12 protein-coding genes are annotated in these 12,654 nt (G+C 67.2%); 7 read left to right on the forward strand and 5 right to left on the reverse strand.

Annotation, left to right across the window (positions count from 1 at the left end; genetic code table 11):
• Window positions 1-16: 16 nt before the first annotated feature.
• Together AC1DFU_RS09685 and AC1DFU_RS09690 are read right to left on the reverse strand one after the other, a co-directional pair.
• Window positions 17-703: a GntR family transcriptional regulator gene (locus AC1DFU_RS09685; RefSeq protein ID WP_092294518.1), complete on the reverse strand. Its 687-nt coding sequence runs from the start codon at window positions 701-703 to the stop codon at window positions 17-19.
• 99 nt (window positions 704-802) lie between these two features.
• Window positions 803-1,750, reverse strand: a complete 948-nt coding sequence (locus AC1DFU_RS09690) for a Bug family tripartite tricarboxylate transporter substrate binding protein (protein ID WP_441592850.1) — start codon at window positions 1,748-1,750, stop codon at window positions 803-805.
• Window positions 1,751-2,027: 277 nt separating this feature from the next.
• Here AC1DFU_RS09690 and AC1DFU_RS09695 point away from each other — a divergent pair, with 277 nt between their 5' ends.
• Both AC1DFU_RS09695 and AC1DFU_RS09700 read left to right on the forward strand, forming a co-directional pair.
• Complete coding sequence (locus AC1DFU_RS09695; protein ID WP_092294514.1) at window positions 2,028-3,281, forward strand: MFS transporter; 1,254 nt, start codon at window positions 2,028-2,030, stop codon at window positions 3,279-3,281.
• Between the two features lie 109 nt (window positions 3,282-3,390).
• Window positions 3,391-3,615 (forward strand): hypothetical protein, encoded by a 225-nt coding sequence (locus AC1DFU_RS09700; protein WP_441592841.1) that lies wholly within the window; start codon window positions 3,391-3,393, stop codon window positions 3,613-3,615.
• Between the two features lie 74 nt (window positions 3,616-3,689).
• On the opposite strand, the gene AC1DFU_RS09705 is transcribed toward AC1DFU_RS09700, so the two are convergent.
• Window positions 3,690-4,094 carry a cupin domain-containing protein gene (locus AC1DFU_RS09705; RefSeq protein ID WP_092294512.1) on the reverse strand — a complete coding sequence of 135 codons (405 nt, stop codon included), beginning with the start codon at window positions 4,092-4,094 and terminating at the stop codon, window positions 3,690-3,692.
• 4 nt (window positions 4,095-4,098) lie between these two features.
• Window positions 4,099-4,578, reverse strand: a complete 480-nt coding sequence (locus AC1DFU_RS09710) for a carboxymuconolactone decarboxylase family protein (protein WP_092294510.1) — start codon at window positions 4,576-4,578, stop codon at window positions 4,099-4,101.
• A 634-nt stretch (window positions 4,579-5,212) separates the two neighbouring features.
• Between AC1DFU_RS09710 and AC1DFU_RS09715 the strand changes: the two genes are divergently transcribed.
• From AC1DFU_RS09715 to AC1DFU_RS09735, 5 genes are read left to right on the forward strand one after another with little or no spacing between them, the layout of a single operon-like run.
• Window positions 5,213-6,076, forward strand: a complete 864-nt coding sequence (locus tag AC1DFU_RS09715; RefSeq protein ID WP_092294508.1) for a branched-chain amino acid ABC transporter permease — start codon at window positions 5,213-5,215, stop codon at window positions 6,074-6,076.
• 10 nt (window positions 6,077-6,086) lie between these two features.
• Window positions 6,087-7,118 carry a branched-chain amino acid ABC transporter permease gene (locus AC1DFU_RS09720; RefSeq protein ID WP_441592842.1) on the forward strand — a complete coding sequence of 344 codons (1,032 nt, stop codon included), beginning with the start codon at window positions 6,087-6,089 and terminating at the stop codon, window positions 7,116-7,118.
• A complete protein-coding gene (locus AC1DFU_RS09725; protein ID WP_092294504.1) occupies window positions 7,111-7,875 on the forward strand; it encodes an ABC transporter ATP-binding protein in 765 nt (254 codons plus the stop codon). Before AC1DFU_RS09720 ends, AC1DFU_RS09725 begins: the two co-directional genes overlap by 8 nt.
• Window positions 7,862-8,569 (forward strand): ABC transporter ATP-binding protein, encoded by a 708-nt coding sequence (locus tag AC1DFU_RS09730; protein ID WP_092294502.1) that lies wholly within the window; start codon window positions 7,862-7,864, stop codon window positions 8,567-8,569. The genes AC1DFU_RS09725 and AC1DFU_RS09730 overlap by 14 nt, the downstream gene beginning before the upstream one ends.
• A gap of 50 nt (window positions 8,570-8,619) precedes the next feature.
• Complete coding sequence (locus AC1DFU_RS09735) at window positions 8,620-9,792, forward strand: ABC transporter substrate-binding protein (RefSeq protein ID WP_092294500.1); 1,173 nt, start codon at window positions 8,620-8,622, stop codon at window positions 9,790-9,792.
• 150 nt (window positions 9,793-9,942) lie between these two features.
• Here the strand turns inward: AC1DFU_RS09735 and AC1DFU_RS09740 are convergent, their stop codons facing one another.
• Window positions 9,943-12,516 (reverse strand): DUF6600 domain-containing protein, encoded by a 2,574-nt coding sequence (locus AC1DFU_RS09740; protein WP_441592843.1) that lies wholly within the window; start codon window positions 12,514-12,516, stop codon window positions 9,943-9,945.
• Between the last annotated feature and the right edge of the window lie 138 nt (window positions 12,517-12,654).

Here is a 12,654-nt window from a genome sequence, read left to right on the forward strand (position 1 = left end):
AGAGCCCCGGCGCCGATTAGCGCCGGCCACGCCCCCGCCCCGCACCGTCGCCGGGCATCGAGGCGATCATGTCCGCATAGACATCGCCGCCCGTGGCGATGTGGCGCACCATGGCCGCCGCGGCGGCGTCCTCGCTGCCGCGCAGGATCGCTTCCAGCACTTCCTCGTGCTCCGCCAGCGAGGCGCGGATGCGCGCAGGCTTTTCGAAGCGCAGATCGCGCATGCCGCGCATCCGTGCGCGCATGGTGAGGATCTGGCGCGACAGGATGTCGTTACAGCTGGCTTCGTAGATGATGTGATGGAACGTGTCGTTGGCCTTGCGGTACGCCCCGCCATCGGCCTGCTCGGCAGCCGCCCGGCATGCCTCCAGTGCCGTCTGGATCGCCTTGCGCTGCGGCGCCGAAATGCGGCGTGCCGCCAGCCGGGCGGCCAGCGACTCCAACTGCACCAGGATCTCGCTCATCGCCACGTATTCGCGCAGCGTGATCGATGCCACGATGGCGCCCTGACGCGGCACCAGATCGACCAGTCCGGCGGATTCGAGCTGGATCAGCGCCTCGCGCACCGGGGTGCGCGACACCTTGAAGCGCGCGAGCAACTGCTGTTCCTCCAGCTGCGTGCCGCTGGGCAACTTCCCGCTCAGAATGTCTTGCTCGATCGCCGTACGGATGGTCTCGGACAAGCTCTTCTTTTCATCGGACATGGAACACTGCGAGCGCGCTGAGTGGGGATGGCGCGATTCTACTACCGCGCCCGCCCGCGTATGCGCAATTGCCCGCTATGTGCACAAAAGCGACGCCACTCAGTCCAGCGAGATCTTCCCCGCCTTGACGATCTCGCCGTACCGCACCGTGTCGCGCTCGATCAGCTTGCGGAAGGCCTCCGGCGTATCGCTGACCGGCACGAAGCCGAGCTCGGTCAGCTTCTTCGATACTTCAGGACTGGTAGTGGCGGCGGCGATGGCCTTCGCCATGCGGTCCACCACCGGCTGCGGCGTGCCGGCCGGCGCCAGCAGGCCGGTCCACGAATTCATGACAAACCCGGGGAAGCCGGACTCCTCCATGGTCGGGATCTGCGGTTCTCCGGGCCAGCGCTTTGCCGACGCCACAGCCAGCACGTTGATCTTGCCGGTCTTCACGTGGGGCATGGGCACCAGCAGCGGATCGAACGCGATCGACACCTCGCCAGACACCAGCGCCGGCAGGATCGGCGCGCTACCGTTGTAGGGCACGTGCGTCATCTTGAGCTTCGACTCCATCGCCAGACGTTCGCCGGTCAGGTGCGCCGAGCTGCCAACGCCGCTCGAGCCGAAGGTCAGCGCGTCCGGGTTCTTGCGCCCATAGGCGACGAGTTCGCCGACGGTCTTTACCGGCAGCCGCTTGCTGGCAAACAGGAACAGCGGCAGTTCCGCCATCTCGGCCACCGGCACCAGGTCAGACGGCTTGTAGCTCAGCTTCGAGTAGAGCGACATGTTGGCGCTGTAGGCGGCCAGCACCGACACGAACGTATAGCCGTCAGGCGCGGAACGCGCCGCGACACCCACGCCAAGCGTGCTGTTGGCGCCCGGCTTGTTCTCGATGATGATGGGCTGGCCAAGGGTCTGCGAGACCCGCTCGAACACCACGCGCGACACGGTGTCGGTCGACCCGCCCGGCGTATAAGGAACGATGACCTTGATCGGCTTCGTCGGCCATTCTGCTGCGCTCGCCCCCTGGCCGATGGCCAGTCCCGCAATGAGGATGGCCGCCATGCGTGCGGCGCCCGTGGCGCGTGTCTTGATACTCAATTGCTGTCTCCGATTCTGTTTCTTTGAATTGCCGCGCGAGTCGGCGGCTCATTATGGGGGACGCAACGGCCAAACCAACGAGCGCCGCGCAAGTGGTGTTCGATATCCGGCCATCGGGGGGGCCGGCGCGCCGCATTCTTTACCAACGCACAAAACTGTTGATCCGCGATGTGTCTTCTTCGCTCGGCGCCGGGCAGCTAGATTGGCCCGTGCCCCCCACCGATCGCAGACGTCCGCCGCAATGACTGAATCCGCCCCCTCCCTCCCCTCTCCCGCAACCCGGCACCCGACTGACAGCTACGTCGGCCGCAATGCCGCTTACTGGCAACGGAATCTGGCGGTTGCCGTCTTCGGCTCCTTCACCACGCTGGTCAGCCTCAGCATGCTGCTGCCGTTCTTGCCGTTGTACGTGGAGCAACTCGGCGTGACGTCGCAGGACGAAGTGGTGCAGTGGTCAGGCGTGGCGTTCGGCATCACGTTCCTTGCGACCGCCGTGACCGCGCCCCTGTGGGGCAAGCTGGCCGACCGTTTCGGGCGCAAGCCGATGCTGGTACGCGCCGCGGTGGGCATGGCCATCGTGATGTCGATGATCGGGCTGGCCCACAACGTCTATGAACTCGTTGCGCTGCGCTTCGCTGCGGGGTTGATCGGCGGCTATGCGTCGGCGGCCACCGTGATGATCGGCACGCAGGCGCCGCCCGAGCGGGCGGGCTGGGCGCTCGGCGTGCTGTCCACCGGTGCGCTGACGGGTAATCTGGTCGGCCCGCTCATTGGGGGCCTGCTGCCGAACCTGATCGGGATTCGCGGCACGTTCTTCGCCGGCGGCGCCATGATCGGCGTGGCGGCGCTGCTGACGATCTTTGGCGTGCGCGAGGATTTCACACGTCCGCCGAAGGCCGCCAGCCAACCCGTGCCCTCCGACGGTGCTACCCGCAGCGCGCATCGCTTCGCGTTGCCGGCCTTGCTGGTGACCGCGGCGATGGTGTTGCTGGCCAATATGTCGATCGAGCCAATCATCACCGTCTATATCGGACAACTCGATGTACCGCACGACCGGCTGGCCACGGTGGCCGGCATCGTCATGGCCTGCTCGGCATTTGGCAGCGTACTGACGGCCTCGCGGCTAGGGGCGCTGGCCGACCGCGTCGGTGCCTGGCATGTCATCATCGGTTGCCTTGTGGCCACCGCCCTTGTCCTGATTCCCCAGGCGTTCGTGACCAACTGGTGGACGCTGGCCGCGCTGCGCGGCGTAATGGGGATGGCGCTCGCCGGGCTGCTCCCCGCCATCGGCAAGCTCGTACGCCAGGCCGTCAAGGAGCACCAGTCCGGCAAGATGCTCGGCTACCTGCAATCCGCGCAGTTCTCCGGGCAGGTGATCGGGCCGTTGATCGGCGCGCAGATCAGCGTGCACCTTGGCATGCGCGCGGTGTTCTTTGTTACCAGCGCCCTGCTGCTCGCCTGCGCCGTGTTCGATCGCTGGGCCAAGGCGCGCTGAACCGGCATGTCAGCCCCAGGGACGGGCAGAATCGGTTCGCATTCACAAGTCATCCGCAGGCAACACCGGTGGTCTATGCTGGAAGACAGCACATTCACCGGGACCATTCATGGCCTATCACCGAGATCCCCGTCCTGGCCGCGCCCTGGGCAGCGCGTTGGCCGGATGCATTCTCATTACCCTGCTCGGGCTTGGCGTGGCCGGCTGCGACACGCCGCCCCGGGACACCTCCTCCACGCCCCCGCCCCCGCGCGAGCCCATCGCCGCGAGCGACGACGTGTACCCGCCGCCCTCCACCGTGCACGACACCCGCCCCAAACGCACGGCCCCCTAGGGGATGGGTCCGGGGCAGGCAAATGTTGCCAAGTCAGATGACGTTGACGGGGACGCGCGGAGGCCCCTGTCCGGTTACTTCACCGGCGTCAGGATCGGCGCGCCCTTTTTCTTGATCAGGAACACCACGAACTTCGCCGGCTCGGTATTGCTGGCGTTGCGCCCGACCGTGTGGATATCGTTCTGGCCTTCGTAGAAGGTATCGCCCGCCTTGAGCGTGACCTCCTTGCCGCCCTTCAGGCCCATGATGATGCTGCCCTCCAGCACATAGACGAAGGCGTGCGCATCATGGCGATGCACGGGATCCACGGCGCCCGGCGGATAGTCCACGACGATCATCTCGCCTTCCTTGCCCGGATATTCGGGCAACGGCTTCGTCATCAACTGCTTGACGCTGGCCTGCGGCGCGGCGGCTGCCGGCCCGGCCACCATCAGGCACGACAGCATCAGGGTTGCAGCAACGGATGCGACTGTCTTCATGGCATTACTCCAGGTTGGCCTTGTCGAGTCCGAACGCCTTGTCCGAGGAACCGGGCACCATGCGGAACGCCACGTTCAGGCGGTTCCAGGCATTGATGGCCCCGACCAGGAAGGTCAGATCCGACAGTTCCTTTTCGCTGTACTGGGTGCGCACGCGCTCGTAGATAGCGTCGGGCACGCCGTCGGCGGCAAGGTGGGTCAGCGCTTCGGTCCAAGCCAGCGCGGCGCGTTCGCGCGGCGAGAAGAGCGTCGATTCGCGCCAGATCGCCACGTGGTGCAGGCGCAGTTCCCGCTCGCCGTGGATCTTGGCCATCTTGATGTGCATGTCGACACAGAACGCACAGCCATTGAGCTGCGACGCGCGAATCTCGACGAGCTCGTGGATCGGTGCCTCGATCGTGGTCTTCTGGAACAGGGCCCCGAACTCGATGAGCTTCTTGGTCAGTTCCGGGGATTGCTGGAAGTAGTTCGTACGTTGGGTCATGACGTTTCTCCTGTGGTCGATGCCTGAGACCATGGTAGGTGGCGCGTGGACCCCACGCCAGACCGACTCGGCGCGCACAGTGTTTCCCGTCAGGCATCAATCCGCATGCCCACGGCAGCGCACGCCGCCCCCCGTTTACCCCCAAAGAATCAGGGATAACACCAAGACCCCGAGCACTGGCGCGGGATGCGTATTTCGCACAGCGGAATGCATCGCCCGATTGCTTGACGCTGGTCGAATCGCCATGCAAATTCGCTGAAAACGAACGACCGTGCTAGAACGCGAACCGCCTCCACTGCCCCGCTGCGGGAGACAGGATTCGCGGCAACGACACGGCGTCACCGGACCCTCGGCCCTGCCGGGTTCCAGGAGAGTGGCGCGCCACCTGGCGCGGCAACGCAAGGAGACAACACATGCAAGACAACCGACACGCGGCACCAGCGCCAGGCTGGCCGCGCTTGTCCGCCACATCGACGGCCACCCCGCGACAGCGCTGAACCGCCAGCATCCGCGCCGGTCAGGCTGACGCAACGCCGATCCGGCCCGCGCTGCCGCCCCAACGGCAACGCACCTCCACGCGCCCCGGTCCCGCGCCGGCGCGCACCTTGTTTCGCGAACCGTACGAGGTAATCCCGTGGCATTGTTTTTCCAACAGTTTCTCAACGGCCTGACGCTGGGCGGCGTGTATAGCCTGGTGGCGCTGGGGCTCACGCTGGTCTACGGCATCCTGCACGTGCCGAACTTCGCGCATGGCGCGCTGTACATGGCCGGTGCCTATGTGTCGTACTACGCCATGACCACGCTGGGCCTGAACTACTGGCTGGCGATGCTGGCTGCCGCGGCCGTGGTGGCCGTTCTGTCGATGCTGGCGGACCGCCTGGTGTTTCATCCGCTGCGCAACGCGCCCGAGATCCACGACATGATTGCCGCCATCGGCATCCTGCTGTTCCTGGAAGCCGGCGCGCAGGCGCTGTGGGGCGCGGACTTCCACCGCATGCCCACGCCGTACGGCCAGATGGTGGAGTTCCTCGGCCTCACCGCGCCGATGCAGCGCCTGCTGATCATCGTCGCCGCGTTCGGCCTGATGGTGCTGCTGCACCTGTTCCTGACGCGCACGGTCACCGGCTCCACGATCATGGCGATGGCCCAGAACCGCGAGGGCGCCGCGCTGGTCGGCATCGACGCCACGCGCGTCACCCTGCTGGTCTTCGCCATCTCGGGCGCGCTCGCCGCCATCGCCGCCACGCTGTACGCGCCGATCAACCTCGTCTACCCGAGCATGGGCAACCTGGTCATCACCAAGGCGTTCGTGATCATCATCCTCGGCGGCATGGGCAGCATCCCGGGCGCGATCGTCGGCGGCCTGATCATCGGCATGGCCGAGAGCTTCGGCGGCTTCTATATCTCCACCGACTACAAGGACATCATCGCGTTCATGCTGCTGGTGATCATCCTGTCCATCCGCCCGCAGGGCCTGTTCGCCGCCAAGACGGCGTAAGGAGCGATCCATGAAAGCACTGCAAGGAAAGACCGGCTGGGCCCTGCTGCTGGCGGCCGCCATCGCGTTTCCGCTGGTCGTGCCCAACAGCTACTTCCTGACCGTGATGACGCTGGCGTTCATCTACGGCATCGCCACGCTCGGCCTGAACCTGCTGACCGGCTATACGGGCCAGCTCAACCTGGCGCACGGCGGTTTCATGGCGATTGGCGCCTACACGGTGGGCATCCTGACCGTGGACCACCAACTGCCGTTCTGGCTCGCCTTCGCGCTCTCCGGCGTGGTCTGCATGGCGTTCGGCTACGTGGTGGGCGTGGTGTCGCTGCGCCTCAAGGGCCATTACTTCTCGATCTTCACGATGTGCGTCGGCTACATCATCTACCTGCTGATCGAGAAGTGGGAAGGCCTCACGCACGGCACGGTCGGCCTGATCGGCATTCCGGTGCCGGCGGCCATCGGCCCGATCACCTTCGACAGCGTGCCGGCGCAGTACTACCTCGTGCTGACCTTCCTGGTGATCGCCATGTTCATCATGCATCGCATCGTCAGCTCGCTGCTGGGCCGCAGCTTCCTGGCGGTACGCAACAGCGACGCGCTGGCCGAAGCGCTGGGCATCAACCTGATGCGCACCAAGGTGCTGTCGTTCGTGCTGTCGGTGGGCTTCGCCGGCTATGCCGGCGCACTCTACGCGGGGCAGGTGCGCTTCCTGGGCCCGGACATCGCCCGTACCGATGTCACGTTCGACATGGTCATGGCGATGCTGGTCGGCGGTACCGGCACGCTGCTCGGACCGCTGCTCGGCTCGGTGCTGGTGCCCTGGGTCACCCAGACGCTCCAGTTCCTGCAGGACTACCGCATGCTCGTGTTCGGCCCGGTGCTGATCCTGCTGATCATCTTCTTCCCGGATGGCATCGTCGGCTCGTACCTGAAGAAGCAGGCCCGCCGCGCCGCCGCCGCACGCCGTGGCCAGCATGCCGCCGCGCGCCCCGGCAACGTGCAGCCGCCCGTCCCGACCACCCGCCCCGGAGCCGAGAATGCTTGAGATCCGCAACCTCACCAAGAAATTCGGCGGGCTGACCGCGGTGCACGACGTGTCCGTGGCGTTCGAAGCCGGCCATATCAACGCGATCATCGGCCCGAATGGCGCCGGCAAGACCACCTTCTTCAACCTGATTGCCGGCACGCACGCGCCGAGTTCTGGCCAGATCCTGTTCAAGGGGCAGGACGTGGCCGGCCTGCGCGCGGACCAGATCGCCCGGCTCGGCGTGGCGCGCACGTTCCAGGCCACGGCCCTGTTCGACCGCGCGACGGTGCTCGACAACCTGATCGTCGGCCACCGGCTGCGCACGTCGTCGGGGCTGGCCGACGTGCTGTTCAACTCCCGGCGCCTGCGCCAGGAAGAGCGGCTGTGCCGCGAGAAGGCCGAGGCGGCGCTCGACTTCGTCGGCCTGACGCATCTGGCCCATGAGGTGGCCGCCGACATCACCCAGGAAGCCCGCAAGCGCGTGGCCTTCGCGCTGGCGCTGGCCACGGACCCCGAACTGCTGCTGCTCGATGAACCGGCCGGCGGCGTGAACCCCGAGGAAACGGTGGGGCTGGCCGAACTGATCCGCAAGATGGTGCGGCACGGCAAGACCGTCTGCCTGATCGAACACAAGATGGACATGATCATGCGGCTGGCCGACAAGATCATGGTGCTCAACTACGGCGAGAAGATCGCCGAAGGCACGCCGGCGCAGGTCCAGCAGGACCCGCGCGTCATCGAAGCCTATCTGGGAGCCGACCATGTTGCAGCTTGAACGCGTCTCGCTGTCGTACGGCAGCTTCCGTGCGCTGGACAACGTCTCGCTGCACGCCAAGGCCGGCGAACTGGTGGTGCTGCTCGGCGCCAACGGCGCGGGCAAGAGCTCGATCTTCCTGGCGATGAGCGGCATCCATCGCACCAGCGGCGGCAGCATGCGCTTCGATGGCCGGGAACTGTCCGGCATGAAGCCGTCGCAGATCGTGCAGGCCGGGCTGGTGCACTGCCCCGAAGGCCGCAAGCTGTTTCCGGCGATGAGCGTGCAGAAGAACCTGACGCTGGGCGCCTACGTGCACCGCCGCGACAGCGCGGGCATCCGGGAGACGCTCGAGGAAGTCTTCGAGATGTTCCCGATCCTGCGMCAGAAGAAGGACGATCCGGCGGGCTCGCTGTCCGGCGGGCAACAGCAGATGGTGGCGCTGGGCCGCGCGCTGATGGGCCGCCCGCGTGCGCTGCTGCTGGACGAGCCGTCGCTGGGGCTGGCGCCGCTGGTGGTCAAGCAGATGTTCGAGGTGATCCAGCGCATCAACCGCGCCGGCACCACGGTGCTGCTGGCCGAGCAGAACGCCTACGCCGCCCTCGGCATCGCGCATCGGGCGTACGTGATCGAGAGCGGCCGGATCGTGATGGAAGGCGACCGGGAGTCGCTGCTCAAGGACGAAGGCATTCGGAAGGCTTACATCGGCGGGTAGATCGAACAACACCAGACAAGCGCAGTACCAAATCCAAAAAGGAGACAGCAATGCAGCACAAGACGATGGGTCGTTTCTTCCCGCTGGCCGCATGCGCCGTGGCCGCGCTCTTCGCCGCCACGCCCGCGCTCGCGCAGGAAGTGGTCAAGATTGGCTACACTGGCCCGCTCTCCGGCGGCGCCGCGCTGTATGGCAAGAACGTGCTGTCTGGCATCCAGATGGCCGTGGACGAGATCAACGCGCAGGGCCTGGCCGTCAACGGCAAGAAGGTCAAGCTGGAAGTGGTGGCGCTGGACGACAAGTACGCGCCGGCCGAGGCCGCCATCAACGCCCGCCGCCTGGTGCAGCAGCACAAGACCCCGGCCGTCTTCGTGCCGCATTCGGGCGGCATCTTCGCGCTGCAGGCCTTCAACGAGCAGGAGAAGTTCCTGGTCATGGCCTACTCGAGCGTGCCGCGCATCACCGATGCCGGCAACAAGCTGACCATCCGCATCCCGCCGGCCTATACCGGCTATATCGAGCCGTTTATCAAGGCCCAGATGAAGCGCTACGGCAAGAACGTGGCACTGGTGCCGGCCGACCATGACTACGCCAAGGCATGGGTGCAGGCCTTCGTGCCGGCCTGGGAAGGCGCCGGCGGCAAGATCGTGGGCAACAACCCGATGTCGTACACCAAGGCGACCGACTTCTACACCGGCGTGTCGCGCGCAATCGCCGAGAAGCCGGACGTGATGTTCGTGGGCGGCCCCTCGGAGCCGACCGCGCTGGTCGTCAAGCAGGCGCGCGAGCTGGGCTTCAAGGGCGGCTTCATCGTCATGGACCAGGCCAAGATGGACGAGATGGCCAAGGTCACCAACGGGCTCGGCATGCTCGAGGGCTCGATCGGCGTGATGCCGCTGGTCAACGACACGCGCCCGGCCGCGCAGGCCTACAACGCCAAGTACAAGAAGCTCCATGATGGCCGCGATGCCACCACGGAGATGTCCCTGAACTACACGATGACGTGGGCGCTGGCCAATGCGATGAAGCTGGCCGGCACGACCACCGACTCGGCGGCCATCCGCGCCAAGATTCCGGAGGCCGTCAAGGCCCTGCCGAAGGACGTGAACCCGAACGAGGTGGAGGGCATCGACGCCAAGGGCGGCTCGGTGGCGGACACCGTGGTCGGCTGGGTCCAGAACGGCAAGATCGCACCGGTGCGCCTGTCGGAACTGGCGAAGTAAGCCAGGCGGCGCAGCAACAGGCTTCTACGGAGGGAGAAGGCGTAGCAAGGCGGTACCAGCCGGCGGCACAGCCGGCGTGAAATGTGGAGAGAAAGCGAAGGGCGTCCGGTGGCTCCGGACGCCCTTTGTCTTTGGTGCGCGTCGCGCGGGTTAGCGCCGATCGTCGTTGCGCGCCTGCATCGCCCCGCGGTTGCCGTGGCCGCCCCGGTCACCCGGCTCATTCTGGCCGCGCTGTTGTTGCTGCTGCTGTTGCTGCTGGAACTGCCGCTGGCGTTCCTGCTGCTGTTGCTGTTGCTGCTGCGCCCGTTGCTGCTGGTCCTGGGCCTGCCGCTGCTGCTGGGCCTGACGCTGCTGCTCCATCTGCTGGCGCTGCTGGTCCTGCTGCGCGCGCTGCTGCTCCTGCGCCTGCCGCTGCTGTTGCGCAGCCTGGCGCTGGTGCTCCATCTGCTGGCGCTGTTGCTCCTGCGCGGCCCGCTGGTGTTCCATCTGCTGGCGTTGCTGCTCCTGCTGCGCGCGTTGCTGCTCGAACTGCTGGCGCTGCTGCCGCTGCTGATCCTGCTGCTGGCGCTGTTGCTCCTGCTGCGCCCGTTGCTGGTCGAACTGGTGGCGCTGCATCGCCTCGCGCTGCTGGTCCTGCTGCTGGCGCTGCTGCTCCTGCTGCGCCCGCTGCTGGTCGAACTGACGGCGCTGGGTCGCTTCGCGCTGCTGGTCCTGAAGCTGGCGCTGCTGCTCCTGCGCCATACGCTGCTGGTCGTACTGCTGGCGCCGCTGCAGATCCTGCCCCTGGCGCTGCTGCTCCTGCAATTGCCGCTGCTGCTCCTGGCGCTGATTCTGTAGCGCCTGCTGCTGGCGTTGCTGGAAATCGGCCGATTGCCGCTGCTGCTCGCCCAACTGCCGTTGTTGCTCGAACTGCTGGCGCTGCACGGCCTGTTGCTGGCGTTGGGCCTCGGGCGGCACGCCGCGCATCTGGTCCGGGCGTGTGCTCCAGTTCCTGCCGTTGTCGCGCGGATTGTCGTCGGGACGCTGGGCGCCACCCTGCACCGGGTTCACGAAGCCGCGCGGCGCGCCGTCACGGCTCGGATCGCCGCCACGATGGCGGGCTGCCAGCGCGGCCTCGGTCAGGCGCACGTCCGGCCGGCCCTGTCCACCTTGGCCGCCCGGCCCCCCTCGGTCACCGCGATCACCTCTATCACCTCTATCGGCCTGCCCCGCCTGTTGCGACGGCGGGCGCCCCGGGCGCCGGTCGTCGAACGCCGGGCGGCCCGGCAGGTGCGTGGCGATGGCCTGCCGCTCGAACCCCTGCCGCGCCATCGGCGGCAGCGCACGCGTCGGCGCCTCGCCTATATAACTACGCTTGACTGGCGCCATCGGCGGCGCGCCCCGGCCCTCGCCCACCGGCAAGGTCCGCCACGCGTCGTGGTGGGACCCGCGCGGCACAGGCCGGCCTTCGACGAAATTGCGCGACGGCATGCCCGTGATGGCGCCCGGCACGTTGCGATTAACCCAGCGCTCCCGGTCCCGGTCACGGCCGTCCCCGCCCCGCCCATAGTGGTGGATCGGGGCGTAGTTAATCCGCGAGACATAGTTCTGGCTGGCCCGATAGCCCGGCCGGTAGACATCGCGCGGCCCGAGCGGGTACCAGGCGACCCCGGGGCCGCCGCCAATCCGGATAGTGGCCGCGCTGCCGCCGATAAAGCCGACCACGGCCGGCGCGTAGTACGGGCGCACGCTGGCCGGGCCGGGCACCCAGCCCCAGCGGTTGCCGAAATGGGACCAGCGGCCATAGTGCGACGGGGCGAAGCCCCACGGCGCGTCATCGATCCAGGTCCAGCCCCATGGCGCCACCCAGGCCCAGTGCCCCGTGCTGTACGGCGCCCAGCCGCTCGGCACCGCGCGCGGGAACCACACCGCGCCGTAGCCGGCGTCCTGCTGCCAGTCGCCATAATCATCCAGCGCGGCGTAGCCGGTCATCTCGCGCGGCACATAGCGCGCGGCGACGGACTGGTCCTCGCGGGCGTCACGGGCGGCGGTCCATTGGTCGAAGCCGTCTGGCGGCGGGTACGCGCCCGCGCCGGCATCGGCAAGGTCGGTGCCGGCAAAGCGCATGCGCTGGCCGCGCGACAGCTCGACCGAGCGCGAATCCCCATACACGACTGCGCTGCCGTGGCGCATGCTGACCAGCGTGGTGCTGCCATCGGGCGAGACGTCGATCCGATAATCGCCCGGTTCATTGGGCACGAAGGCGAGGTTGGGCGTATCGACTTCCACCTGCTGGCCCTGCGGCAGGGCGCGCACGCGCAGTTGCAGCGAGCCTTGCGTGAGCTTGACCTGCGTGGTGTCGTCGTCGAGGTTGAGGATGCTGGCGGCCGTGCCGCCGCCCAGCCGCACCGTGGTGGTGCCGGCATGGACTTCGGCCCGGCCGCCCGGATCCACCCAGAGCCGGTCGCCGGTGGTCACGGGCCGGTTCAGGCCGATGGCCGCCCATTCGTCCGAGCCGGCCGGCGCGAAGCTGATGCCGCCGGCTGCATCGGTCAGGGTGGCGATCCGGGATGACGGATCGGCATATTGCCCGTTCGGCGCCAGTGCGTCGGGGTTGCCGAGGACGGAGCCGTCCGGGGCGCCCTGCGCGTAGCCGGGCGGTGCGTAATCCTGGGCCTGCGCCATCAGGCCGTGCGCCGCCAGCGCGGCAGCCAGGGCAATCGCCAGGCGATTAAGGGGTTGCATCGTGCAAATCATCTCTGTTCCGGACACCCATCGCGTTTGGCGGGTGTCGCCGTAATGTCACCGTATATCGGATAACGGCAGGGAACGCGACTTGCGGACCTGACTTTGTAAGCACATATTTCCCCCGCGCCGTCCTGA

It is taken from the genome of Cupriavidus sp. 10L45 (assembly GCF_056395225.1).

Coding starts and splice junctions, on each gene's coding strand:
- AC1DFU_RS09685 (WP_092294518.1), bottom strand. CDS start 703: ATGTCCGATGAAAAGAAGAGCTTGTCCGAGACCATCCGTACGGCGATC.
- AC1DFU_RS09690 (WP_441592850.1), bottom strand. CDS start 1,750: ATGGCGGCCATCCTCATTGCGGGACTGGCCATCGGCCAGGGGGCGAGC.
- AC1DFU_RS09695 (WP_092294514.1), top strand. CDS start 2,028: ATGACTGAATCCGCCCCCTCCCTCCCCTCTCCCGCAACCCGGCACCCG.
- AC1DFU_RS09700 (WP_441592841.1), top strand. CDS start 3,391: ATGGCCTATCACCGAGATCCCCGTCCTGGCCGCGCCCTGGGCAGCGCG.
- AC1DFU_RS09705 (WP_092294512.1), bottom strand. CDS start 4,094: ATGAAGACAGTCGCATCCGTTGCTGCAACCCTGATGCTGTCGTGCCTG.
- AC1DFU_RS09710 (WP_092294510.1), bottom strand. CDS start 4,578: ATGACCCAACGTACGAACTACTTCCAGCAATCCCCGGAACTGACCAAG.
- AC1DFU_RS09720 (WP_441592842.1), top strand. CDS start 6,087: ATGAAAGCACTGCAAGGAAAGACCGGCTGGGCCCTGCTGCTGGCGGCC.
- AC1DFU_RS09725 (WP_092294504.1), top strand. CDS start 7,111: ATGCTTGAGATCCGCAACCTCACCAAGAAATTCGGCGGGCTGACCGCG.
- AC1DFU_RS09735 (WP_092294500.1), top strand. CDS start 8,620: ATGCAGCACAAGACGATGGGTCGTTTCTTCCCGCTGGCCGCATGCGCC.
- AC1DFU_RS09740 (WP_441592843.1), bottom strand. CDS start 12,516: ATGCAACCCCTTAATCGCCTGGCGATTGCCCTGGCTGCCGCGCTGGCG.